Origin of the sequence: Mycobacterium sp. URHB0044, assembly GCF_000620625.1 — a bacterium.
GTDB lineage: Bacteria > Actinomycetota > Actinomycetes > Mycobacteriales > Mycobacteriaceae > Mycobacterium.
Genome location: NZ_JIAW01000007.1, coordinates 307,594 through 332,142 on the forward strand (window position 1 = coordinate 307,594; position 24,549 = coordinate 332,142).

The 24,549-nt window shown below is 67.0% G+C and carries 24 protein-coding genes; 6 read left to right on the forward strand and 18 right to left on the reverse strand.

Annotated elements, in window-relative coordinates:
• Positions 1–6: 6 nt before the first annotated feature.
• From N536_RS0117335 to N536_RS0117355, 5 genes are read right to left on the reverse strand one after another with little or no spacing between them, the layout of a single operon-like run.
• Entirely contained in the window at positions 7–1,323 is a 1,317-nt protein-coding gene (locus N536_RS0117335; RefSeq protein ID WP_029114754.1) for an LLM class flavin-dependent oxidoreductase, read from the reverse strand.
• Positions 1,320–3,095, reverse strand: coding sequence for an FAD-binding protein (locus N536_RS0117340; protein ID WP_029114755.1), 1,776 nt, complete (start codon positions 3,093–3,095; stop codon positions 1,320–1,322). Before N536_RS0117340 ends, N536_RS0117335 begins: the two co-directional genes overlap by 4 nt.
• Positions 3,096–3,118: 23 nt before the next feature.
• Complete coding sequence (locus N536_RS0117345; protein WP_029114756.1) at positions 3,119–4,039, reverse strand: 3-carboxyethylcatechol 2,3-dioxygenase; 921 nt, start codon at positions 4,037–4,039, stop codon at positions 3,119–3,121.
• Positions 3,987–5,690 carry a bifunctional 3-(3-hydroxy-phenyl)propionate/3-hydroxycinnamic acid hydroxylase gene (locus tag N536_RS0117350; protein ID WP_029114757.1) on the reverse strand — a complete coding sequence of 568 codons (1,704 nt, stop codon included), beginning with the start codon at positions 5,688–5,690 and terminating at the stop codon, positions 3,987–3,989. The genes N536_RS0117345 and N536_RS0117350 overlap by 53 nt, the downstream gene beginning before the upstream one ends.
• A gap of 30 nt (positions 5,691–5,720) precedes the next feature.
• Positions 5,721–6,587 (reverse strand): alpha/beta fold hydrolase, encoded by an 867-nt coding sequence (locus tag N536_RS0117355; protein ID WP_029114758.1) that lies wholly within the window; start codon positions 6,585–6,587, stop codon positions 5,721–5,723.
• A gap of 109 nt (positions 6,588–6,696) precedes the next feature.
• Here N536_RS0117355 and N536_RS0117360 point away from each other — a divergent pair, with 109 nt between their 5' ends.
• Together N536_RS0117360 and N536_RS0117365 are read left to right on the forward strand one after the other, a co-directional pair.
• Positions 6,697–7,404 (forward strand): IclR family transcriptional regulator, encoded by a 708-nt coding sequence (locus N536_RS0117360; RefSeq protein ID WP_029114759.1) that lies wholly within the window; start codon positions 6,697–6,699, stop codon positions 7,402–7,404.
• 25 nt (positions 7,405–7,429) lie between these two features.
• A complete protein-coding gene (locus tag N536_RS0117365) occupies positions 7,430–9,031 on the forward strand; it encodes an FAD-dependent oxidoreductase (protein WP_036436676.1) in 1,602 nt (533 codons plus the stop codon).
• 75 nt (positions 9,032–9,106) lie between these two features.
• On the opposite strand, the gene N536_RS0117370 is transcribed toward N536_RS0117365, so the two are convergent.
• Genes N536_RS0117370 through N536_RS0117390 form a run of 5 tightly spaced genes read right to left on the reverse strand, consistent with a single transcriptional unit; the run spans position 9,107 to position 13,764 of the window.
• Positions 9,107–10,009: an enoyl-CoA hydratase gene (locus tag N536_RS0117370; protein ID WP_029114761.1), complete on the reverse strand. Its 903-nt coding sequence runs from the start codon at positions 10,007–10,009 to the stop codon at positions 9,107–9,109.
• 54 nt (positions 10,010–10,063) lie between these two features.
• A complete protein-coding gene (locus N536_RS0117375; protein WP_029114762.1) occupies positions 10,064–11,209 on the reverse strand; it encodes a thiolase family protein in 1,146 nt (381 codons plus the stop codon).
• A gap of 13 nt (positions 11,210–11,222) precedes the next feature.
• Entirely contained in the window at positions 11,223–11,636 is a 414-nt protein-coding gene (locus N536_RS0117380) for a Zn-ribbon domain-containing OB-fold protein (RefSeq protein WP_029114763.1), read from the reverse strand.
• 48 nt (positions 11,637–11,684) lie between these two features.
• Positions 11,685–12,599, reverse strand: a complete 915-nt coding sequence (locus tag N536_RS38740) for an ArgK/MeaB family GTPase (protein ID WP_051574567.1) — start codon at positions 12,597–12,599, stop codon at positions 11,685–11,687.
• A 25-nt stretch (positions 12,600–12,624) separates the two neighbouring features.
• On the reverse strand, positions 12,625–13,764 hold the full coding sequence (locus N536_RS0117390) for a thiolase family protein (RefSeq protein ID WP_029114764.1): 1,140 nt from the start codon (positions 13,762–13,764) through the stop codon (positions 12,625–12,627).
• A gap of 76 nt (positions 13,765–13,840) precedes the next feature.
• Here N536_RS0117390 and N536_RS0117395 point away from each other — a divergent pair, with 76 nt between their 5' ends.
• A complete protein-coding gene (locus N536_RS0117395) occupies positions 13,841–14,605 on the forward strand; it encodes an SDR family NAD(P)-dependent oxidoreductase (protein WP_029114765.1) in 765 nt (254 codons plus the stop codon).
• Positions 14,602–15,351, forward strand: coding sequence for an SDR family NAD(P)-dependent oxidoreductase (locus N536_RS0117400; RefSeq protein ID WP_029114766.1), 750 nt, complete (start codon positions 14,602–14,604; stop codon positions 15,349–15,351). The genes N536_RS0117395 and N536_RS0117400 overlap by 4 nt, the downstream gene beginning before the upstream one ends.
• Here N536_RS0117400 and N536_RS0117405 read toward each other — a convergent pair.
• Complete coding sequence (locus tag N536_RS0117405) at positions 15,348–16,544, reverse strand: acyl-CoA dehydrogenase family protein (protein WP_197040159.1); 1,197 nt, start codon at positions 16,542–16,544, stop codon at positions 15,348–15,350. The two genes, N536_RS0117400 and N536_RS0117405, sit on opposite strands and share 4 nt — an antisense overlap.
• A 106-nt stretch (positions 16,545–16,650) precedes the next feature.
• Positions 16,651–17,292 carry a TetR/AcrR family transcriptional regulator gene (locus tag N536_RS0117410; protein ID WP_029114768.1) on the reverse strand — a complete coding sequence of 214 codons (642 nt, stop codon included), beginning with the start codon at positions 17,290–17,292 and terminating at the stop codon, positions 16,651–16,653.
• A gap of 211 nt (positions 17,293–17,503) precedes the next feature.
• On the opposite strand from N536_RS0117410, the gene N536_RS38745 reads away from it, so the two are divergent.
• On the forward strand, positions 17,504–17,962 hold the full coding sequence (locus tag N536_RS38745; RefSeq protein WP_081809249.1) for a VOC family protein: 459 nt from the start codon (positions 17,504–17,506) through the stop codon (positions 17,960–17,962).
• 72 nt (positions 17,963–18,034) lie between these two features.
• Here the strand turns inward: N536_RS38745 and N536_RS0117420 are convergent, their stop codons facing one another.
• Genes N536_RS0117420 through N536_RS0117435 form a run of 4 tightly spaced genes read right to left on the reverse strand, consistent with a single transcriptional unit; the run spans position 18,035 to position 22,071 of the window.
• A complete protein-coding gene (locus tag N536_RS0117420) occupies positions 18,035–18,799 on the reverse strand; it encodes an enoyl-CoA hydratase/isomerase family protein (RefSeq protein WP_029114769.1) in 765 nt (254 codons plus the stop codon).
• The gene (locus N536_RS0117425; protein ID WP_029114770.1) at positions 18,799–19,887 is read right to left on the reverse strand and encodes an acyl-CoA dehydrogenase family protein; all 1,089 of its coding nucleotides are present in this window, start codon (positions 19,885–19,887) and stop codon (positions 18,799–18,801) included. The genes N536_RS0117420 and N536_RS0117425 overlap by 1 nt, the downstream gene beginning before the upstream one ends.
• The gene (locus N536_RS0117430) at positions 19,874–20,689 is read right to left on the reverse strand and encodes an acyl-CoA dehydrogenase family protein (protein WP_029114771.1); all 816 of its coding nucleotides are present in this window, start codon (positions 20,687–20,689) and stop codon (positions 19,874–19,876) included. Before N536_RS0117430 ends, N536_RS0117425 begins: the two co-directional genes overlap by 14 nt.
• Complete coding sequence (locus N536_RS0117435) at positions 20,674–22,071, reverse strand: class I adenylate-forming enzyme family protein (protein ID WP_029114772.1); 1,398 nt, start codon at positions 22,069–22,071, stop codon at positions 20,674–20,676. Before N536_RS0117435 ends, N536_RS0117430 begins: the two co-directional genes overlap by 16 nt.
• A 107-nt stretch (positions 22,072–22,178) precedes the next feature.
• Between N536_RS0117435 and N536_RS0117440 the strand changes: the two genes are divergently transcribed.
• Positions 22,179–22,487, forward strand: coding sequence for a 2Fe-2S iron-sulfur cluster-binding protein (locus tag N536_RS0117440; protein ID WP_029114773.1), 309 nt, complete (start codon positions 22,179–22,181; stop codon positions 22,485–22,487).
• Here N536_RS0117440 and N536_RS0117445 read toward each other — a convergent pair.
• Positions 22,475–23,530, reverse strand: a complete 1,056-nt coding sequence (locus N536_RS0117445; RefSeq protein WP_029114774.1) for a CaiB/BaiF CoA-transferase family protein — start codon at positions 23,528–23,530, stop codon at positions 22,475–22,477. The genes N536_RS0117440 and N536_RS0117445 overlap by 13 nt on opposite strands.
• Entirely contained in the window at positions 23,527–24,483 is a 957-nt protein-coding gene (locus N536_RS0117450; RefSeq protein WP_029114775.1) for an LLM class F420-dependent oxidoreductase, read from the reverse strand. Before N536_RS0117450 ends, N536_RS0117445 begins: the two co-directional genes overlap by 4 nt.
• Positions 24,484–24,549 lie beyond the last annotated feature (66 nt).

Consider the following 24,549-nt stretch of genomic DNA (forward strand, 5'->3'; position numbering starts at 1 on the left):
TCCCGCTCAGCCGGCCGCGTCTGGTTCGGCTTGTTGTTTGGCCAACTGCGCTGCCTGCACCCGGCCCTCGTTGATTTCGGCCATGGCCTCCGGAATCTCGCTGGCGGTGAACTTACCGCCCTGCCCTGTGGGGAGGCCGCCGAACGAGTAGTTCTCGTCGAAGTCCGGCGCAGTCGACGCCTCGCGCCGCGCTTCGAGCTTCTCCAGCACCGGCTCGAGCCGTTTGGCCTTGGCCGCCACGGCCTTCTCGTCGCGCTCGATGAACTCGGGAAGCACCTCGCGGCCCATCAGTTCGAGGGACTCCATCGTGCCCTCGTGGCTGCGCGGGTTGAGCAGCAGGATGATCTCGTCGACGCCACTCTCCTCGTAGCCGCGCAGGAATTCGCGGACGGTGTCCGGTGAGCCGATCGCGCCGCGGCCGGGGCCGTAGGCGAGTGTCGGGTCGGCCTTGACCTCGTCGAGGTAGCGCTCCCACACGCCGGTGCGGCCGGGCGTGTGCATGCCGGTCATGTAGTAGTGCATGATGCCGAACGAGAAGAATCCGCCTCCGACGCCGAGCCGTTCGACGGCCTGCTCGTCGGTCTTGGCGACCATCATCGACAGGTCACCCCCGATCGCCAGGATGTTGGGGTTCATCACCGGCGTGACGGGCGAGCCGTTCTGCTCGAGCTCCTGGTAGTAGCCGTCGACGCGCTCCTTCAGCGGACCCGGTCCGGTGTAGGCGAAACTCAGTGCGCCGATGGCCTTTTGGGCCGCCATCTGCACCGACGACGGACGGGTGCACGCCACCCAGACCGGAGGGTGCGGACGCTGCATCGGCTTGGGGATGACGTTGCGCGCGGGCATCTCGATGTGCTGACCCTTGAAACCGGTGAACGGCTCCTCGATCATGCACCGGATGGCGACCTCGAGCGCCTCCTCCCACTGCCCCCGCTTGTCGGCAGGGTCGATGTTGAAGCCACCGAGCTCGCCCACCGACGACGACTCGCCCGTGCCGAATTCGACACGGCCGCCGGAGATCAGGTCCAGAGTGGACACGCGCTCGGCGACGCGGGCCGGGTGGTTGACCGCGGGCGGCAGGTGCATGATGCCGAACCCGAGCCGAATGTCCTTGGTGCGCTGGCTCGCCGCGGCCAGGAACATCTCCGGTGCGGTGGAGTGACAGTACTCCTCGAGGAAGTGGTGCTCGGTCAGCCACACGGTCGAGAAGCCGGCCTTGTCGGCGAGCTCGACCTCGTCGAGGCCGTCGGCGAACATCTGTCGTTCGTCGTCCGGCGCCCACGGCCGGGGAAGGGCGAATTCGTAGAACAGTGAGATCTTCATCGTTGCCTCCGTGAGGTGTTGAGCGCCGAATCGCTGTCGGTTCGATCAGTTGGGTCGGTTTGGTCGGTCTTCGGTTGTTCTGAAATGTGCTTGGCGGCGACGTAGCCGAACGCCATGGCGGGTCCGATGGTTGCCCCGGCCCCGGCGTAGCTGCGACCCATCACGGCCGCGGCGGTGTTGCCCGTCGCGTACAGGCCGTCGATCACCGAGTCGTCGCCGCGCAGCACACGGGCGTACTCGTCGGTGCGCAGTCCACCCGAGGTGCCGAGGTCGCCGAGGATGATCTGGAATGCGTAGTACGGCGGCTCCCGCAGTGGGTAGAGGTTCGGGTTGGGCAGCGTCGGGTCACCGTAGTAGTTGTCGTAGGCGCTGTCGCCGCGGTTGAAGTCGTCGTCGTGGCCGTTGCGTGCCAGCGCGTTGAACCGCTCCGCGGTCTGGCGAAACTGGTCGGCGGGTACGCCGATCGCGGCGGCGAGTTCTTCGAAGCTGTTGCCCTGCTTCACGACACTGGACTCCAGCCAGGCCTCCGGTACCTTCCGTCCGGTGGGCACCGGCGCGAACGGGACCTTCGGGATCGGGAGGTGGCCTGCCACGACGTAGCGGTGGAACGACCGGATGTCGGTGACGAGCCAGCACGGGATGTGGGAAACCCCCGAGCGTTGCCCGTCGATCATCGCGTGGGCGAAGTCCATGTAGGGCGCGGCCTCGTTGATGAACCGCTTCCCGGCGCCATTGACGACGAACTGCGATGGCATCATCCGCTCGTTCAGCATGAACTGCAGCCGGCCGTCGGGCCACTGGATGGCGGGGAACCACCACGCCTCGTCGAGCAGTTCGGTGGCTGCCCCGACCTTCTCCCCTGCCCGGATGCCGTCGCCCATGGCAGCGGGATTGCCGAAGCTCCAGTCCTTCTCGAGTTCGGGCAGATGTTCGCGGCGCCAGGCCATGTCGTGGTCGAAGCCACCGGTGGCCAGGATGACGCCGCGCCGGGCCCGGATGCGTTGCTGCGCACCGTCGCGTTCGACCACGGCGCCGACGACGTTGCCGTCGACATCGGTGATCAACTCGGTCATCGGCGCGTTCAGCCACAGCGGAATGCCCTGGTCCCTCAGCGCGAGGCGCATTCTGGCCATCAGCGACTGGCCGATGGCCGCCATCCGGTCGCCGAACACTCGCGCGCGGATCATCCGCCAGATGAGCTTCACCAGCACGGCCTTGCCCCGCCATGATTGCCGGACCTGATAGAACAACCGCAGATCCTTCGGCGCGAACCATATTCCCTTGGGCGCCATGGCCAACGGGGTCAGCAGGTTGGGCTCTTCGTCACCCAGCTTGCGCAGGTCGATCTCGGGCACGTTGATCGTGCTGCCGCGCTCGGAACCGCCGGGCAACTCGGGATAGTAGTCGGCGTAGCCGGGCTTCCAGACGAACTCGAACCACGGGCTCGTCTTCTCGAGGAACTCCATCATCTCCGGCGCGGCGTCGACGTACTGCCGGAGGCGGGCGTCGCTGACCAGTCCGTCGGTGATCCGCTTCAAATACTCGAACGTGCCGTCCGGCGGTGGCGAGTACCCCGCGCGTCGTTGAGAGGGCGCGCCGGGCACCCAGATGCCTCCACCCGACAGGGCGGTGGAACCCCCGAACTGGGGCGACTTCTCGATCACCAGCGTGTCGAGCCCTTCGGCGTCGGCCTTGAGCGCGGCCGTCATCCCGCCGCCGCCGGAGCCGACGACGAGGACGTCGACTTCGTGGTCGAACGCTTGATCACTCATTTCTCTGCTCTTCGCGCGAGCGCTCATCGACGCACCACCGCCGTTCGTACCGCGAAGCCAGCGATCAACTCGGGCGCCGCGCGGTAGTACCGCTGCTGAGTCTCGTACGGCCCTTGCGCCGCCATTGCCGCGAAGGCCGCGATCCAGGTGCGGATTTCGTGGGCGGAGTTGCCCGCCTCGGCGGCGATCCACGCGTTCGTCCAGCCGTCGACGTCGGTGACTCGGTTGGTGTCCAGCAATTCGAGCAGAGCGTGGTCCCAGTCCGGGTTGAGCGGCCGCAACCGGCTCTGGCCATGTGCGAAGTCGTGCGCCGCGGCGATCACGGCGGTCTGCCGGGCTTCTCGCTGCTCACTCGACATCGGCTCGCCGTGCACGATGCGTCCCCGCGCGGCAGGAGGCGCCGTCGCCAGGGTCGGTACCGGTGGATCGTGCGACAACCCACCGGAACCCACGATCAGCGCGCGCTTGCCCAGCGTGGCGAGGAAGTCGCCGACGGCAGCACCGAGGGCTCGGGCACGTTTGATCGGGCCCAGGGGCGTCGCCACCGAGTTGATGAAGATCGGGATCACCGGAACCGACGCGACGTCACCGAACAGCGTCTGCAGCGGCTGGACCGTGCCGTGGTCGACGTCCATGCTGGACGAAACCGCCACGTCGACACCCGCTTCCCACAGTGCCTCCGCACATCGGGTGGCGATGTCCTCGGGCACCGTCAAAGGTCCTGCGTACGTGTCGTAGTCGCCAACGCCGGTCGCCGCTGTCCCGATGCAGAACGGAGGCATCAGGCGGTAGAAGAATCCGTTGTAGTGGTCGGGCGAGAAGATCATCACCAGTTCGGGATCGAAGGCGCGCACGAACTCGCGTGCGTCCGCCAGCGCGGCGTCGATGTCGTCAAGGAGTTCCGGAGACGGTCCCGGCAGATTCAGCAGCGGGCTGTGCGACATGCAGCACAGCGCGATTTGCGTTTGAGGGCTCATGGCGGCTACCTCCTTCCTCGGTTAGGCAGAGGACGTCGAAGAGTGCGGTGCTCAACTCCGGTGCGAGCTGGGCGATGCAGGCGCCCGCGATGCACCGGTCGGGCCGTAGGAAGAGCATGGACTCGGCATGCGCGTCGAAGAACGCCTTGAGCGCACCGGTGCGGTCGCCGACGATCACGACTTCAGAATCGTCGTGGCCGGTCCAGTGCAGTTGGGTCACTGGCCGCGCGGCGATGAACGTGGCTCCCAATGCCTTCCACCGGGCGAAGGCGTCGGCGCCGAGGAGGGCACGCGGATTGTTGTTCCAGGTCAACACCGCGAAGCCGGGGCCGATCACGTCGTCGAGGAGCACGTTCTCGGCGTCGCGGGTGTCGACGCGGGGCTGGATGAACAGCGTGCCCGTCGGCGAGGTGGCCGACCGTGGCTCGACATGCGCGATGGCGCCCTGCTCGTAGCGCGGCATCGGCTTGAACCGCATCTCGAGGATGTAGCGCTTGAGCGTCGGCACGACCGATGCGGCCCGAATCACGCGGTCCCGCAGGGCCGCAACCCTGCGGTCGGTTGGCGAGATGACCCGGCCGACCATCGTGGACAGGTCGATCATGGCGCGGGCATGTTTGCGGCGTTCCGCGTCGTAGGTGTCGAGCAGCCCCTCGCCGGCCTGGCCAGAAACCACCGCGGCCAACTTCCAACCCAAATTCGCCGCGTCGCGGATGCCGCTGTTGTACCCCTGCCCCTGCCACACCGGCATCAGGTGGGCGGCGTCACCGGCCAGCAGGACGCGGCCCTTGCGGAATGCCCCCGCGATGCGCGAATGGTGGGTATACACCCGGTGCCGGATCACGTCGACGCGCTCGGGATGCGGTACGAACGGCGCCAACATGCGAGCGATGAACTCCGGTCGCTCGACCTGCTCGTCGGTCTCGTTGGCGTGAATCATGAACTCGAAGCGCCGAATTCCGTGCGCGATCGAGATGGAGGCGTAGGGACGCGCGGGATCCGCACCGACCTCGCTGTTGGGATGGCCGAGCGGATCGCTGGCGAGATCGATGACCAGCCAGCGCGTCGCCGAGGTGGTGCCGTCGAACGACACGCCCATCAGGCCCCGCGTCGCGCTGCGGCCGCCATCGCAGCCCACGACGTAGCGTGCGGTCACCGTCGACGGCTCCCCCGCGATCGCCACCGTCACGCCGTCGGCGGTCTCCTCGCACGACTCCATCCGGGCTTTCCAGGCCACGTCGACCGAGTCGAAGCGTTCCAGACCGCGCAGCAGTTCGGCGTCGACCATCGGCTGAACGAAGCCGTTGCGCTTCGGCCAGCCGAAACGTGCGTCGGGAGGCGCCATCTCGGCAAGCAACCGACGGTTGCCGTCGAAGAACCGCAGTATCTGGTTGGGCACGGTGTGCGGCAGGACGTGCTCGACGAGCCCGATGGCCTGGAACGTCCGCAGCGCCTCGTCGTCCAGGCCGACCCCGCGCGGATAGTCGATCAGGTTCTCGCGCTCGTCGACGACGAGCGTCCGAATCCCTTGCAGACCGAGGAAGTTGGCCAGCGTCAGCCCGACCGGTCCGGCTCCGACGATCAGCACGTCGACGTCTGTTGCTTCGTTGGCAGCCACGTCACCGACCTCTGCTCTTCGCGCGAGCGCTCATCGCCGCCCCAGCAAGAAGTCGATGTGCAGACGGTTGAACGTCTTGGCGTCCTCGTACTGCGGCCAGTGACCGCAGTCGGCCATGACCTCGAACCGCGACCCGGGGATCATCGAGGCGAGGCGGCTGCCCTCGCTCACGTCGGCGGTGGGATCATCGCTGGTCCACAGCACCAACGTGGGCGCCGTGATCGCGCCGTACTCCTTGGGTCCGAGCAGGTTTCGCGCGCGGATCTCGGGATCCTGCAACGCCATGATGTCGCTCATCGCGGAGACGAAGCCGGGTTGGCGGTACACCCGCTGTCGGCTGGCGACGATGTCGTCGTAGTCCTTGGTCTTGTCGGCCATCAGCCACTTGATCCGCGCCTGCACGGTCTCCCAGGACGGGTTCTCGGCGGCCGCCATGGAGAGCGTGATGATGCGCTTCATCACGACGGGGTCGGCCTGGGAACCACCCGCGGTGTTGAGCACCAGCCGGTCGATGCGGTCGGGATGGTCGGACGCGGCGCGGGCGGCCACCCAGCCGCCGAGGGATTCACCGGACAGGTGCACGCGGTCGGCGCCGATGGCGTCGAACACCGCCAACAGGTGGTCGACGTAGTGCTGCACTTCGAGCGGATGCCCCGGCTTGTCGGTGTAGCCGTGGCCGAGCATGTCGATCGACCACGTCGAAAAGTGCTCGGCATGTGCTTCGAGATTGCGGACGTAGGCCTCCGCGTGGCCGCCCGATCCGTGCAACAGCACGAGCGTCGGCTTGCTCGGGTCGCCCGCGTGCAGGTACCGCGTCCGCACTCCTGCTGCGTCGAGGAACCCCTGCGAGAACGGGACGCCCTGGAGGTCACTCCAGACGCTCTCGAACTCCGCCATTCAGGCCCCTTCCGCCATCGGTGATGGAAATCTCATTCTCTTGTGGCGCGAGCGATGTGTGCTAATATCGCACATCAATGTGCACTATGTATAGAGCATCACTCTCACGATGACGTCTGTCAAGGACGATGGCGACGCGCCCGACCGGATCGCGGCCGGCTCGCAGACGCTGGCCCGGGGCCTGTCGGCGCTGCAGGCCGTCTCCGGTTCGCCGTCGGGAATGACCGCGCAGCAGGTCGCCGACCACGTCGGCGTGCACCGCACCATCGCCTACCGGCTGCTGTCCACGCTGGCGCAGTACCGTTACGTGGTGAAGGGTGAGGACGGCCGGTACCGCCCGGCCGCGGCGCTCGCGGTGCTCGGCGCGTCGTTCGACAACAACTTGCGCCAGCTCAGCGTGCCGACACTGCGGACACTGGCCGACGACCTCGGAACGACGGTGTCGCTGCTTGTCGCCGAGGGCGACCAGCAGGTGGCGGTCGCGGTGATCGTGCCGACGCTGGTGTTCTACCAACTGTCGTTTCACGAGGGCAGCCGGTATCCACTCGAGCGGGGGTCCGCAGGCATCGCGCTGTTGGCCTGCATGCCGCCCCGGCCGGGCGAACGCGATCTGGTGCCGCGCACCCGCGAACAGGGCTGGGTGATGACGCACGGCGAGATCGAGCCCGACACGTACGGCCTGGCCGTGCCGGTGCGCCGCAGGCCGCCGTCGCCGCCGACGTGCATCAACCTCATCTCACACCGCGAGGATGCGCTGTTAAAAGGGCGCGACGCGGTGATCGAGGCGGCCGGGCAGCTGGCTCGAATCCTTGGCTGACAACATAATTCGGAAGGGTGACGCAGTGACTAGCGATTGGGACCACGAGGTCGACGTCGTCGTGCTCGGTACCGGAGGCGCGGGATTGACTGCCGCGCTGACCGCCGCGGTGGGCGGCGCATCGGTGGCGGTGTACGAGAAGTCCGACACGGTCGGCGGCACCACGGCGGTGTCGGGCGGCATCGTGTGGATACCCGCGCACCATCGCTCCGCCGCCGGCGAACTCACGGTGGATGATGCGATGCGTTACCTGGAGGCGCAATCGCTCGGTGCGATGGACACCGAACTCGTCGAGACCTTCGTCCGTACGGGCCCCGAGATGCTGGACTTCGTCGAAGCGCACAGCGAGCTGCAGTTCGAGATCGCTGAGGGTTTCCCCGATTACAAGCCCGAACTTCCCGGCGGACGCCCGTCGGGTGGACGCTCACTCAACGCCAAGCCGTTCGACCTCGCTCGCCTGGACGACTGGGGCAAGCGCATCACGTCGTTCCCGGCCGACTGGAGCAACGTCGGCATCGACGCCGAGACACGGGCCCGGATCCACGCGTCGGTCGACGAGTCGTTGGCCGATCCCTGTGTGGCAGGCACTGCGTTGATCGCAGGACTGCTCAAGGGCCTGCTCGATCTCGGTGTCGTGCCCGTCACCGACGCGCGGGCGGTCGAACTGATCGCCGATGATGGCCACATCGTCGGTGCACGGATCTCGCATGGCGGCAACGACATTCGCGTGCGCGCCCGTCGCGGCGTCGTGCTGGGCACCGGCGGCTTCGAATGGGACCCCAGGCTCGTCGAGGCCTACCTGCGCGGACCCATGCACGGACCGGTGTCGCCACCGAACAACACCGGTGACGGTTTGCGCATGGCGATGGCGCACGGCGCCGATCTGGCCAACATGGGTGAGGCGTGGTGGGTACCCATCGTCCAGATTCCCGGCGACACCATCGACGGGCACCAGCGCAGCCGCAGCGTGCGCCTGGAACGCACTCGTCCGCGCAGCATCATCGTCAACCGGGCGGGCAAGCGGTTCCTCAACGAGGCCGGCGAGTACAACTCGATGGCGGGGCCGTTCCACCATCTCGACCCGCGCTTCGGGTACCTCAACGACCCGGCGTGGATCGTGTTCGACGCGCTGCACCTGAAGAAGTACGGCTTCCTCGGCATCGAACCCGACGCCGCGGTGCCCGACTGGTTCTGCAGGTCTGCGGATCTGGTCGAGCTCGGCGCCAAGACCGGTATCGACGCCGACGGGCTGGCCCGCACGATCGAGGCGTGGAATCGCAACGTCGCCGACGAGGTCGATCCCGACTTCGGCCGTGGCTCAAGCGCTTACGACGGCTACTGGGGCGATCCCGCCGCCGCCAGCCCGGCACTGCAGACGCTCGGACCCATCGACACCGCGCCGTACTTCGCCGTGCCGGTCACCGTGGGCGCGATGGGCACCAAGGGCGGGCCGCGCACCGACGGCGACGGACGCGTCCTGCACGTCAGCGGCGAGCCGATCGACGGGCTGTACGCCGCGGGCAACGCGATGGCAGGCGTGACGGGCAAGGCCTACGGCGGCGCGGGCGGAACCTTGGGCCCCGCCATGGTCTTCGGCTACCGGGTCGGACGGGCGCTCACCGGTTAGTCCACGCCGAGCGTGCGCTCGTGTGCGAAGAATTTGCGATTCGTCGCACACCCGCGCACGTTCGGCGCGCGAAACTCAGTCCCTGACCTTGTCCTTCGCCGCGGACACGATGGGCGGCGCGTCCTTGTACGACGGAATGCCGTCCGACTCGAGGCCGACCGGGAATCCGTTGTCGTGCACCTGCGCCCAGTGACTGTGGTTCAGCTCGTGCAGCGTGAAGCAGGCGTTGAGCGAGTTGTAGAAACCCTGGTTGTCCATGGTCTGGTTGACCGATTCCTTCACCAGCAACGCGGCCATCGTCGGCACCTTGGCGATGCGGCGGGCGAACTCCAGCGTCTTGTCGGCCAGCTCGTCCTCGGGGAACACCTTGGACACCATGCCGAGCGCATAGGCCTCGTCGACGGTCAGCGCGTCGCCGGTCAGCATCAGCTCCTTGGTCTTGCGCGGCCCGAATTCCCATGGATGGGCGAAGTATTCGACACCGCACATGCCCAGGCGCGTGCCCACGACGTCGGCGAATCGGGTGTTCTCCGCGGCGACGATCAGGTCGCAGGCCCACATCAACATGAGCGCGGCGGCGTACACGTCGCCGTGCACCTGCGCGACGGTGATCTTGCGGAGATTGCGCCAGCGCCGTGTGTTCTCGAAGTAGTGGTGCCACTCCTGCAGCATCAGTTTCTCGGCACCCTCGCGCGTGCCGCCGTTGACCGCGAAGCTCGGGTTCTGGTCGGGACCTGGCGTGTACTCGGACCGCTGGACCGCGGACCCCATGTCATGGCCCGACGAGAACATCGGTCCGACCCCGCCGAGGATGACGACGCGGACCTTGTCGTCGGCCTCGGCCTCCATGAAGGCGGCGTGCAGATCTACCAGCATGCCCCGGTTCTGCGCGTTGCGCGCCTCAGGCCGGTTGAGCATGATCCGGGCGATGGTGCCCTCGTCGAGGGTCTCGTACGTCACGTAGCGGTAGTCAGCCATATTCGGACTCTATTCCTTGGAGAACGCCGTTACCGCAGGGGGTCGAGAACGACTCTAGAGCGACAGGATGGTCGCCGACGCCGTGCCGGGCGCACCGTAAACCTGCGCCAAGCCAACCCGCGGCTCACCGGGAACCTGACGCTCGCCGGCTTCCCCGCGCAGCTGGCGGACCAGCTCGTGCATCTGGCGTAGGCCCGACGCGCCGATGGGCTCGCCGTTGGCGATCAGGCCGCCATCCGTGTTGACCGGAATGGAGCCGTTGATCTCGGTGGCGCCGTCGGCCAGCAGCTTCTCCTGCTCGCCGTCGGCGCACAGGCCCGTCTCCGCCATGTGGATGACCTCGGCGCCCGCGTCGGTGTCCTGCAGCTGGGCGACGTCGACGTCCTCGGGTCCGATGCCTGCGACCTCGTAGGCCGCCCGCGCCGCATAGACCGTCGGCGAGAAGTCCTGATCGAGCGGCGCCGATGTCGCATGCACCTCGTAGGCGCCGAAGCGACGGGTGCGAATTTCGGTGGCTCGCACGAACACCGGCTTGTCGGTGAAGCGGTGTGCGATGTCGCCGCGGCACATGATCACGGCGGCGGCGCCTTCGTCGGGCGCGCAGAACATGAACTGCCGCAACGGATAGTTCAGCACCGGCGACGCCATGATGTCCTCTTCGGAGATCGGCTTGCGGCGGAACGCATTCGGGTTCAGTGCGCCGTTGCGGAAGTTCTTGGCGGCCACCTTGGCGAGGGTTTCCTCGCTGATGTTGTGGTCGTGGAGGTACTTGTTGGCCTTCATGCCGAAGAACTTGGTGGTGACGAATTGGCCGTTCTCGGCGTACCACTGGGGCAGCGCCAGCTTGGCGGGATCGTCGGTGAATGCGCCGCGCGGGTGCTTGTCCAGACCGATCGCGATGCCGATGTCGTACTTGCCCAGCCGGATGGTGTCGGCGGTCTGCTGGATGGCGCTGGCGGATGTGGCGCAGGCATTGAATACGTTGGTGAACGTGATGCCGGTGAGTCCGACGAGCCTGGTCACGGAGTCGGGGTTGGAGACCTCGTAGCTTCCGCCGAAGCCGAATTGGACGTCGCCCCATTCGATTCCGGCGTCGACGAGTGCAGATTGGATCGCCTCGGCGCCCATCTCCACGGCCGACTTGTCGAACCGGCCGAACGGGTGGATGCCAACGCCGATGATGGCCACGTCGTGCGTCATGTCTGGCTCCTGTCTAAACCGGCTGGAACGCGAAGGTGACGATCTCGTTGCCGTCCGCATCGGTGGTGAACGGCACCATGGTCAGCTCGACCTCCATGCCGAACTTCAGTTTCTCCGGGTCGTTTTCGGTCAGTCGCCCTTCGACCCGCACCACGTCACCGAGCTGGACGAGGCCGACGCCGAACGGAACGAAGTCCTTGCCGGTCGGTCCGATGTACGGAGCCCCGGGCGGAAAGCCCTGCGTCGTCCACGCCACGACGGTGCCGCGCCGCGGCAGCAGGGTGTCCGACATCTCGGCCTTGCTGCACTTCGGGCAGTGCGACTGGCGGGGGAAGACGCATGCGCCGCATGCGCCACATTCGCTGCCGATCAGCTGCGGATTGTCATCCGGCCACGTCGAGATTCCGGGGTCGATCGCCTTCTGCATGAGGCTCCTGAGGTGCGACGAAGAATACGTTCACGAAATCGTACAACATCATTCCACGAAAGTGGAAAGGTCATTCTCATCTGATGCGGTGGCCGTCACGTTGGTACCGCTGAGCAGGGCGTCCGCCGCCGAGTAGACGTCGCAGGTGCCCTCCGCGACGGCTACCGCGAGCCCGTCGAGGCTGGCTTGGCCGCGAAGCGCGCTCTGCGCCAGTGACAGGATCTGCGCCCTGGCGCGGGCGGCGCGGCGGGCCGGGTTGTCGGTGCGGGCGTGCGCGTCGATGGCCTCGACGAGTTCGGCGATGCCCTCGTTCTGCGCGGCGATGATCTTGAGGATCGGCGCACTGGTCTCGGCGGCCAGATCCCGCGCGGTCTGGTCGGCGCCCTCGCGGTCGGCCTTGTTGATCGCGACGATGTCGGCGACCTCGAGGAGACCTGCCTTCGCGGCCTGAACCGCGTCTCCCGCACCGGGATTGAGCACGACGATGGCTGGATCGGCCACCGCGGAGATCTCGATCTCGGACTGGCCGACGCCGACGGTTTCGAGCAGGATCACGTCATAGTCGAGCGCGGCGAGCAAGCGGATCGCCGCAGGCACCGCGGCGGCCAAACCGCCGAGATGGCCGCGCGTCGCGACCGATCGGATCAGCACGTCGTGATCGTTGATGTGGGCGGCCATCCGGATCCGGTCACCGAGCAACGCCCCACCGCTGTACGGGGACGACGGATCCACGGCGAGCACCGCGACGCGCTTGCCCTGCTGCCGGTACGCGGAGACCAGCACGGCGATGGTCGTCGACTTGCCCGCTCCCGGGGGGCCGGTGACGCCGATGACGCGTGCGGTGCGATCGCCGATCACGGCAAGTACTTCGTCGCGGCGCGTGCTCTCGACCAGACTCAGCAGCCGACCGGCCGCACGGGTCGATCCGTTGCGCGCCGCGGCGACGAGTTCCTCGATGGTCATCGGTGCGGCTGACTCTATCGCCCGGCTACGGTGCCGGGACCTCGATGACCGTGGCAGATCCCATGCCGCCGCCAGCGCACATCGCGGCTACGCCGATGCCACCGCCGCGCCTGCGCAGTTCGTGCACGAGCGTGACGAGCATCCGCGCGCCGGTCGCCGCCACCGGATGGCCGAGTGAGCAGCCGCTGCCGCTGACGTTCACGATCTGCGGATCGATGTCGAGCATCTTGATGGTGGCCACGCACATCGCCGCGAACGCCTCGTTGATCTCGAACAGGTCCACGTCCGAGACCGAGAGTCCGGCCCGCTTCAGCGCCTTCGGGATCGCCTCGACGGGAGCGAGACCGGTGAAGGCGGGGTCGACGCCGACCGATGCCCACGACTTGACCGTCGCCAGCGCCGGCAGCCCGAGGCGATCGCTGGCGATGACGAGCGCCGCCGCTCCGTCGTTCGCGCCACAGGCGTTGCCCGCCGTGATGGAGAAGCCCTCGATCTCGGGGTGCAGCACCTTGAGCGAGGACAGCTTTTCGATGGTGGTGTCGCGACGGGGATGTTCGTCGGTGTCGAAGACGCCGTGGGGCGTGTCGATCGGGAGGATCTCCTCCTTGAAGCGTCCTTCGTCGATCGCCGCGATGGCCTTGCGGTGCGAGCCGAGCGCCCACTCGTCCATCTCCTGGCGCGATACGCCCGCACGCACGGCGGCGTTCCAGCCGACGGTGATCGACATGTCCATGTTGGGCGCGTCGGGACGGTTGGGATGCGTCGGCGGGAACCAGGCCACCGTCTCCTCACCGGCCACTCGGGTGAAGCGCGGCGAAGTGGACGCCGAGTTCACGCCGCCCGCGATGATCAGCTGGTCCATGCCGGCGCGGATGCTGGCCGCCGCGCTCTGGACCGCGGCCTGGCCGGCGGCACAGTGCCGGTTCATGGCGAGGCCCGGCACGGTCTGCAGGCCGGCCGTGACGGCAGCGTGGCGCGCGATGACGCCCCCGCCGTACAACCCTTCGCCGAGGATGACGTCGTCGACAGGGTGGGACCTCAGTTCGGCCGCGGCGGCGCCCACCACGTGGTCGGCGAGCGTGTAGGCATCGGTATCGCGCAGCGTGCCCTTCATGGCGGTGCCGATCGGGGTGCGGATCGCGGAGACGATGACGGCTTCGGGCATGACGGTCCTCTTTCGATCCGGTATGAGAATGTTATTCTCTCAGCCTGAGAGTGTCAGTTGCAAGAAGGGGAACTTCATGTTGATCGAGGGCAACTCCGCCATCGTCGTCGGCGGAGCGGGTGGACTTGGCGAGGCGACCGTTCGTCGTCTGCACGCCGCAGGCGCCAAGGTCGTCGTCGCCGACATGGCCGACGACAAGGGCAAGGCCCTCGAGGGTGAGCTCGGTGTCCGGTACGTCCAGACCGACGCCACCTCCGAGGAATCCGTCCTCGCCGCAATCGCCGAGGCGGAATCCCTTGGACCACTGCGCATCTCGGTCGACACGCACGGCGGACCGGCCGGCGGCGGACGACTGGTCGGCAAGGACGGCTCCCCCATGGGCATGGAGGCGTTCGAAACGACGATCAAGTTCTACCTGACGGCAGTGTTCAACGTCATGCGGCTGTCGGCGGCCGCGATCGCCAAGTCCGAACCGCTCGAGGAGGGCGCCCGCGGCGTGATCATCAACACCGCGTCGATCGCCGGCTACGAAGGCCAGATCGGACAACTCCCCTACTCGGCGGCCAAGGGCGGCGTGCTGGGCATGACGCTCGTCGCGGCGCGCGACCTGTCCCCGCTGGGTATCCGCGTCGTCACCATCGCGCCGGGCACCATCAACACCCCGGCGTACGGCAAGGCGGGCGACCAACTCGAGCAGTACTGGGGCCCGCAGGTGCCGTTCCCCAAGCGGATGGGCCGCTCGACCGAGTACGCGCAGCTGGCCCAGAGCATCGTCGAGAACGACTATCTCAACGGCGAGATCATCCGCCTCGACGGCGCACTGCGGTTCCCGCCGAAGTGAGCGAGGGCGCGCTCGACGGCAAGGTCGCGTTCGTCGCGGGCGCCAGCCGCGGAATCGGCGCGACGGTCGCCACCGCGCTGGCGGCAGCGGGTGCGTCGGTTGCCGTCGCCGCGCGCTCCGAACAGCAGGGCAAGCTGCCGGGCACCATCGGATCGGTCGCCGACGGCATCAACGCCGCGGGCGGACGAGCGCTGCCGGTGGCATGCGACGTCACCAGCGAGGAGTCGGTCAACGCCGCAGTCGAGACTGCGGTCGCGGAGTTCGGCGGCATCGACATCCTCGTCGCCAACGCGGGCGTATTGTGGCTCGGCCCAATCGAATCCACGCCGCTAAAGCGGTGGCAGCTGTGCCTCGACGTGAACCTGACGGGCGTGTTCCTGGTGACCAAGGCCGTCATCCCGCACGTGCGGGCGCGCGGCCGCGGCTCGCTGATGGCCGTCACCACCACGGGCGTCGCGATGGTCGATCACGGCGCCAACGCCTACTGGGTCTCGAAGGCGGCCGCCGAGCGGCTCTACCTCGGGCTGGCCGCAAACCTGCGCCCGGACAACATCGCCGTCAACTGCCTCAGCCCGTCGCGGGTCGTGCTCACCGAGGGCTGGCAGGCCGGCGGCGCGGGCATGGAGATCCCACCCGAGATGGTCGAGCCGCCCGAGGCCATGGCCAACGCCGCGGTGCTGCTGGCGCAGCAGGACGCCTCCGGCATCACGGGAACCGTCCAACGGTCCGAAGAGCTCGTTTCTTAGCCGGTGACGTCGCGGCCGATGAGCTGACGAGCAACGATCCACTGTTGCAATTCGTTGGCGCCTTCGAAGATCTCGAGGATCTTCGCGTCGCGGTACATCTCTTCCAATCTCACCGACTCGCCGCTTTCGGACACCTGACGGGCGAAACCCAACGCGCCATGGATCTGGATGGCTTCACGGACGAGGTCATTGGCCAAGCGGGTGCCATAGGCCTTGGCCATCGCCGCCTCGGGCTCGGCGCTGCGATCGCCACGATCGAGCAGCGTTGCCGCCTTCTGATACAGGGTTCTCGCACACTCGATCTCGGTTGCCCGCTGCGCCATCGCGAACTGCCAGTGTTGCATGGCGCCAAGGGGGCCGCCGAAGACGTGGCGGGTGCGCAACCGTTCGACCGCGAGGTCCAACGCCGCCTGGGCGACACCCACACCGGCAGCACCGATTCCGACGCGTCCGCGAACCAGCGCCGACAAGGCGACACTCAGACCGTTCCCCGCTGCGCCCAACAGGTTTTCGTGGGGAACCAAGACGTCGGTGAACACGATGTCGGCGGTGATCTGCCCACGGTGCCCCATCTTCAGATCCGGTGCGCCGATCCGGACACCCGGCGACGACAGGTCGACCAACAACATCGTCGCCCGATTGCTGCCGACCCCCGCGCGCATGAGCACCGAGACCCAGCCAGCCACAACGCTGTTGGTGATCCAGCGCTTGCGCCCGTTGAGCACGAAGCCGTCTGGTGCCTCCTCGGCGATGGTCTGCATGCGCTCTGCCGTCAGATCAGAGCTGGTATCCGGTTCGGTGGTGGCGAATGAGAATGCAGTCCGCCCGCTGATCAAATCCGGAATGAGCCGGGCCCGCATCTCCTCGGTGGCGAACGTCAGCGTCTGAGGGACGAGGATGCACTGTCCGTCGTAAACGCCCGCCATCGACGATGAGTGGTAGGCGATCTCCTCGGTGACGGTGCAGGTGCCGAGCATCGGATGTTCAAGCCCGCGACCGTATTCCGCGCCGAAGGGAATGGCGAACAGGCCCTCGTCGGCCAGGCCTCGAAATGCTTCCCAGGGAAAGCTATCGACCGACTCCTCGCGCTGGCCGATGTCGCGCGCGTGCGGGACGAGCCGGCGCTCGACGGCCGCACGGGCCTGGGCACGCAGTTCGACGATCTCTTCGGGTAGCCAGACGTCGTGTGTCATCCGCTCCTGAGTTCGAGGTATGACTGGCGCCGCGCGACTGGTGTCAGCAATGGTCGTCGTCGGTTCTGGGGCCATTTTCGCATAATACCAGTCACGTCTGACTGGTTTATTCGGCGTCAGCGGCAACGCCCAGCATTCGACGAGCGACCGATTGCCACAGGGTCAGATGTGGGTCCGTCTCCTGATCGCGTGAAATGATCGAGTACGTGAGCGCCACTCCGCGCATGCTGCTGAAGAGCAACTCGCGGACGTCGTCGAACTCCGGGTGGCTGCTGTGGACGGGTCCGAACATCGTCGCGACGACATGCTGGATGGCTCGGCCCAAACGGTGTTCGGCTCCGGCGAGTTCGTTACGCAGTTTCTCGTCGGTACGCGCCACTGACCAGAGTTCCATGGCGGCCCAGAAGTAGGGTTGCCAAAAGGTGCTCCACAGCAGGGCAATAGCGCGATCCACCCTGGCACCTCCGCCTGGTGCGGAGTCTTGCAGCCGCTCGAACCACTGCTCCATGTCGACGATCCGTTCGTCCGCCAGATGGTGTGCCGCAGCGACGAGCAAGGCCTCACGTGAAGGGAAGTGATGCAGCAGCCTGCCGCGGGTCACGCCGGCACGGTCCTGAATTGCGATCGTCGTCGTGCCGCTGTAGCCGCGTTCGACGAGAAGCTCGACGGCTGCATCCAAGATCAGCGCGTGACTGCTGGCCCGTCGACTGGCCTGCGATCGTCGCGCTCGCGAAACGGGCGTGGTCACCCCGACAGGCTAGCGCAAAGGCGGGCCAAAAGCAGTCACGATTGACCGGACGCTCGTGCCCAGCCCTGACCAAGTCAGCCGAGGCCGCGATCGAGATCCTCCAGGATGAGTGTGTCGCCTGGCACGGGCTCTAAATTTCGCCCATTTCACGACCCAGAGCGCTATTTCGGCGCAACCTGATGTGAGTGCCGACCAGCGGGGAGGATGGGCTATGCCACGGCTCATGGGAGTTTCACATGTTGAGTTGACGGTTTTCGATTGCGACCGGTCCGCCGTCTGGTGGCACGAGGTGCTCGGCTTCACGCTGGTGAACCGGACCTCAACGGAGACATTCGAGATCAGATCGTTGTTACATCCCTCGGGGATGAACGTGAACGTGATGACCCATACGGGGACGGCCGAGCGTGGCGCATTCGATGAACGGCGCGTGGGCCTCGATCACCTGGCATTCCAAGTGTCGGATCGAGACGAGTTGCAGCATTGGTTAGCGCATTTGGACGCGATGACTGTGCCAAACTCGGGAATCATCGACATCGGGTATGGACCGACAGTCGTCTTCCGTGATCCCGACAACATGCAACTCGAGTTCTTCGTCCATCCAGATCCGAATACCGTAGAGCTGACGGAAGCGGATTCCCCTGAGGCGCAGAAGATCTTGCGTCGCACGTAGCGTGCGTGCGCAAAATCCTGTTCCGCGGCGGCGTGTCGGCCGCAGACACGCACACTCGCCGTGGTGGGGCGCCTAGTTCTTGGCGATCAGGCCATCGACGATCTTGTTGAAGTCGGCGGTCCCGAACGACACGTACTCCGACAGGTTGGCGTAGTCCAGCGACGCCATCACCGACTTCTCGAGCTGGATGTTCATCAGCCGCTTGGTGGCTTCGAGCGCCTGCTGCGGCAGCTCCATGATCTTCTTCGCGCACGCGATCGCATCGGTCAGCGGATCGGCGACCACGTGATTGGCCATCCCCAGTTCGAGCGCCCGCGCGGCCTTGATCCGCACGCCGGTGAACGCGAATTCCTTGGCCTGCAACAAGCTGATCTGCGACGGCCACACCAATGGGCCGCCGTCCGCGGCCACCAGACCGATCGACACGTGCGGGTCGGCGAAGAACGCGGTCTCTGCCATGTAGACGATGTCCGATAGCGCGGCCAGGCTGCAGCCAAGCCCGACGGCCGGGCCGTTCACCGCGGCGACCACCGGGATGCGGCACCGCACCATGCCGATGACGAGGTCGCGACCGTGCTTGATCGTCTTCTGCCGCAGGGCTTCGTCGTTGCGGAGCTCGTCGAGGTAGTTGAAGTCACCGCCAGCCGAAAACGCCCGTCCCGCACCGGTGATCACGGCGGCACGCGCGCCGGCGTCCTCGTTGAGCGCTTCCCAGATCTTGGCCAGCCCCACGTGCAACGCATCGTTGACCGCGTTGAGCTCATCTGGGCGGTTGAGCGTGATGATCCGCAGACCACCCTCGGCGCGAACGTCGATTTCGTCTGGCATGTCGTACATCAGTTCCCCAATCCAAGAATCCGCTGCGCGATGATGTTCTTCTGAATTTGCGACGTACCGCCCATCACGCTCTGCGCGCGGCTGTACATGTAGGCGCCGAACAATTCGGGGTCGCTGGTGCCTACCGTCGCGAGGGCGGCGTGGCCGACTGACTGCTCCACCCACGTCATGAGCAGTTTGTCCAAGGATCCTTGCGGACCGTGTTGGATGCCGTCGAGTTGCTCGGACAGCCGCCGGCGCACGTGCAGCCGCAGCATCTCCGTCTGCACCCACGCCCAGGACAGTTCGGCCGGCGCATCACCGTCGACTCGAGCGTTCAACTGGCGCACCAGCTTTCCGTAGCGGGCGGAGAAGCCCAGCGTCGACGGTTCACGCTCATGGCTCACCACCGTCATGGCCAGCTTCCAGCCGTCACCTGGCGCGCCGACCATGTTCTCCGCCGACACCCTGGCGCCGTCGAACTCGACCTGGCCGAATTCCTTGGTGACGCCGCTGATCATCTTCAGCGGGCGCTGCTCGATGCCGGGCTGGTGCATGGGGACGATGAACGCCGAGATGCCCTTGTGTTTCGGCACGTCCTTGTCGGTCCTGGCCAGCACGAGGCACCAGTCGGCGACGTCGGAGTAGCTGGTCCAGATCTTGTGGCCATGAATGACGTACTCATCGCCCTCACGGGTCGCCGTGGTGGTCAGCGATGCGAGGTCTGACCCCGCGCCGGGCTCGCTGAAGCCCTGACACCACCGCTCGGTGCCGTTGATCATCCCGGGCAGGAAGCGTTGGCGCAGTTCCTCGTCGCCGTGATGGCTGAGCCCGACGACGAGATACCCCAGGCTTGGCCGCGCCGGCGCACCGGCCTTGGCGATCTCTTCGTCGACGATGACGTCGTAGACCGGGGGCAGTTCCTGCCCGCCGTACGCCTTCGGCCACGACGTGCCGAAGAACCCGGCCGCATAGAGCGCCTGATGCCATTCGCCCTGCTTGGCCCAGTACTCGTCACCCGAGGTGGGGAACTTCCCCTTCTGCTCGGTCAGCCAGCCGCGCAGCCGATCCCGGAACGCGGCTTCCTCCGGCGAGTCACGAAAGTCCAATGGTCAACTCCTCCAGCTTGACCGGCCACAACTCGGTTGCGGCCAGCACCCGGCGCAAGTACACGTGCGCGAGGCATTCCCAAGTGTTGCCGATGCCGCCGTGCACCTGGATCGACATCTCGCACACCGTCAATGCGGCGCGTGCGGAGTAGATCTTTGCGACCCGGCCGGCTTCGATGGCCTCGGCGACCGGCAGTTCGTCGACGGCCCAGGCGGCGTGGCGCAGCACGCTGGTCGCCCCCTCGATCAACGCCAAGCTCTCCGCCAACAGGTGCCCGACGGCCTGATAGGAGCCGATCGTCGACCCGTACTGTTCGCGCACCTTGGCGTACTCGGTGGCCAGGGCGAGCGTGCCGCGGGCCGCACCAACCAGGTCGGCCGTCGTCGCGGTGAGCGCGAGCGCATACCAGCGGCCGGCGTCCTCCTCGGTGAGTTCTGCCAGTTCGGGTGGCGACTCCACCGCTCCCGCAAGGCTTCCCGTCAAATCAATGGACGCGTACTCCGGCGGAGTAGCCGGCACCTCCCCACCCAGACGGTGGGTGAGATCGTCGGCCAGTACCGGGCCGAGGAACGGCACGTCGACGAGGCCGCGGGCGAACTCCTCGGCGACGATCGCGACCTCGACGCCGGACGCCTCGTCCGAGCGCAGTGAGCGCCAGCCGGTCGAGGCGACCGTCTTCTCCAGCCGAGCGACGCGACCGTCGTCGTCCAGATCGGCGACCGACCCTGGTCCGAGATCGTCGGCCAGTTTGGCCGCGGCGTCCCGTAGTTGTTGTTGTTCGGCCGTCAGACGGACGTCCATAGCCGCTCCTTTAGCACTCGGCGTAACACCTTTCCTGAAGGGAGACGGGGAATCTCGGGAACGAACACGACGCGGCTCGGTCGCTTGTAGGACGCCAGCCGATCGGCGACGAGGGTGATCAACTCGTCGGCTTCCACAACCCCGGAACGCAATACCGCAGCGACGATCGCTTCGCCGTTGGCCGCGTCGGGCACTCCGAACACCGCGCAGTCGGCGACCGCGGGGTGACCGTGCAACACCGCCTCGATCTCGGCGGGCGCCACCTGAAACGCGCGCACCTTGATCATTTCCTTTGCGCGGTCGGTGATTCGGAGCCAGCCTTCGTCGTCGAGGTGGCCGATGTCGCCGGTGCGGTACCAGCCGTCGTCGAACGCCGAGGCAGTGGCGTCGTCGGGCAGGTAGCCGGCCATGACCGACGGCGATGACACCTGGATCTCGCCGACCTCCCCCGGCGCCACCGGCTGGCCGGTGTCCAGTGACACGATCCGGATCCGTACGCCCGGCACGGCACGCCCGACGGTGTCCAGCCGGGCGCCGTCGAGGGAGTTGCAGGAGATGACCGGTAATTCGCTGGCGCCGTAGGCCGTCACCCAGGACACCCCGACCCGCGCGGTGACCTCGTCGGCGACGCTCTTGGTGACGGGCGTCGCGCACCACATGACGTAGCGCAGCGAGGAGAGATCGTAGGACTCCAGCTTTGGATGGGCGGCCAGCGCCAGCGCGATGGGCGCGACGGCCATCTCGATGGTGATCCGGTCGGCTTCGATGTGGCGCAACATTGTCTCGACGTCGAACCTCGGATGCAGCCGTACCCATGCCCCGGCGTCGAGCACGGTGGCGATGTTCAGCAGACCAAGGATGTGCGACGGCGGCGTCAGGATCTGCATCCGGTCGGCCGACGTCATGCCGAGCGCTGCCCGCCAGTGCGCGACGGCCGCAGCGAAGGCGCCGTGCGTGTGCCGCACCGCCTTGGGCATTCCGGTGGTACCAGAACTGAACACGAACAGGGCGTCGGACGTGGGATCGGGCGCATCGAATTCCCGCAGGCCCGGCGTCACGGGTTCGTCGAGGTGCAGCATCGGCATCAGATCGGCCAGTACCGGGCTGTCCCCCACCGCGTGAGCAGGCCCGGTGAGCGCCAGCGCGTGTTCGACCTCGGCCCGCTTCCACGACGAGCTCAGCAGCACCACGGCGGCCCCCAGGCCCCAGATGGCCCGCATCGCGACGACGAACTCGGGCCGATTGGACGACATCAGGGCGACGCGCTCGCCTGCCCGCACCCCGCGTTGCTCGAGCGTGGTCGCCATTCCGCTGGTCAGCGCGTCGATGTCCGAGCGCGTGTACTGCCTGTCCCCGAACGCGAGCAGGACCGGCTCAGTCACGTGTCGACCCTTCCTGCCTGGTCCGTAGGATGAACTTGAGAATACCCTATCTTTATTAGAGAATAGCATTCTCATGCAGACAGAATCTTGATGCCAGGAGTGAACTGATGACCGCAGACCCGGTACCGACCGAAGAGGCCGGTGGCGAGGTGACGATCCTCCTCGACCGCAAGAAGGTCTCCGTAACCGCGATGCCCGGCGAGACGCTGCTCGAAAGCGCGCGACGGGCCGGCCTGACGCCACCGTTCTCCTGCGAGGCGGGCAACTGTGGCACGTGCATGGCGAAGCTGACCGACGGCAGCGCGACGATGCGCGTCAACGACGCGTTGATGGAAGACGAGGTCGCCGACGGTTACGTCCTGACGTGCCAGGCCGTTCCGGACACTGCCTACGTCACCGTGGACTACGAGGACTGAGCGTCCGTCACCGGGTCGTGCTCGCCGAGCAGCGGCGGTGGGCCGTATTCCGGCTCGTAGCCGATGACGCGGATGGAACTGCGGACCAATCGGTAGTCCCCCGCCGACACGACTACCTCCGGAGTGGACTGCAGCGCCTCGGGCAGTGAACGGACCGCGGCCGCAGGGATTCCGAGCGGCTTCAGCCTCGCCTCCCACCCCAACGCGGTGTCTCCCGCCAACGCGCCCGCCACCAGCGCCAGCACCTCGTCACGGTTGGCGGCACGTTCGGCCATCGTCGGGTATCCGGTGATGCCTGCCTCGGCGGAGAACGACCGCCAGAATCCGTCGTGCGTGATGAACAGCGCGAGGTAACCGTCGGCAGTGGTGAACAGCTGCGCCGGAACGTAATACGAGTGCGCGCCGTTCGGATGGCGTCGCGGTTCGATGCCGTCGTTCAGGTAGGCCGACGCCCGGTAGTTGAGTTGCGACAGCATCACGTCGTGCAGCGAGACGTCGACCTGCCCGCCGCGGCCCGACACGATCTGCGCGAGCAGGCCCAGCGCGGCCGTCAACCCGGTCGAGTTGTCGGCCGACGAGTAGCCCGGCAGCGTCGGCGGGCCGTCGGGATCGCCGGTGAGGGCGGCGATTCCGGTCGCGGCCTGGATGACGTAGTCGAACGCCGGGTCATCACCAGCCTCGAGGCCGTAACCCGTGAGCGCGACACAGACGATCTTTTCGTTGTACTTGCGCAACTTCTCGTAGGTCAGCCCGAGCTTGTGGATGCCCGACGGCTTCAAATTCACCAGCAGCGCATGCGATTCCGCGACCAGCTCACCGAGCCGGCGCTGCCCTTCCTCGGTCGCCAACTCCATGCAGACGCTGCGCTTGCCGCGGTTGAGACTCGCGAAGTAGCTGTCACTGACCTGACGCGAGATGTCCCCGCCGGGCGGCTCGATCTTCGTCACCTCGGCGCCCAGATCGGCGAGCATCATCGTGGCGTACGGGCCCGCCAACATGTGGCCGACCTCGAGGATGCGAATACCGGCGAGGGGGCCACTCACCGCAAGGCCTTGGCCAGTTCGCCGATCATCTCCCGCGTCCGGTACTTGGACGCGACGAGTTCGTCACGGGTGTCGCCGATCGGCAACAGGCGCACCGACAGATCCGTCACACCGGCATCGGCGAACTGCTTGAACCGCGCCAAGATTGACTCTTCGTCCCCGGCCGCACACAGGTCGCCGACGTTGCGGGCATCGCCACGATCCAGCAGCCGCTGGTAGTTGGGCGACGTCTCCGCTTCGGACAGAATGCGGTTGGCCCGCTCCTTCGCGGCGTCGATCTCGGAGTTCGCACACAGACACACCGGGATGCCCGCGACGATCCGCGGTGCAGGTCGACCGGCGTCGGCCGCCGCCTTGGTGATTCGCGGCGCGATGTGGTCACCGATGGCGCGCTCGTCGGCCATCCACAACACGGTGCCGTCGGCGTGCTCGCCCGCGATCTTCAGCATCACCGGACCCAGCGCCGCGACCAACACGGGCAGCGGTGCGACCGCGGGCAGGTCCAGCGGGTTGTGCACCGTGAACGTGTCGTTCTCGACGTCGACCGGTCCCGGGTTGGCGAGTGCGGCATGCAGCACCTGCAGATAGTCACGGGTGTAGGCCGCGGGCTTGTCGTACGGCAGGCCGAGCATGTCCTTGACGATCCAGTGGTGCGACGGCCCGACGCCCAGCGCCAGCCGGCCGCCTGCCACGGCGTGCACCGACAGCGCCTGGCGCGCCAAGGCGATCGGATGCTGCGCCTGAAGCGGTACGACGGCCGTGCCGAGTTCGATCGTCGTGGTGCGGCCAGCCATCAGCGTGACCATCGTCAGCGCGTCGAAGTCGTTGGGCACCTGCGGCATCCAGGCGGTGTCCATCCCTGCGGACTCGGCCCACTCGATGTCGGCGATCAACTTGGCGACCTTGCGGGCGCCATCGCCGCGCTCGGCACCGATCATCACACCAAGTCGCATGTCACTCCCCTACCCTTGTTCCCGCCGAAACTGCTGTGAGAGCGAAATTTCGGGACGATTGACGAT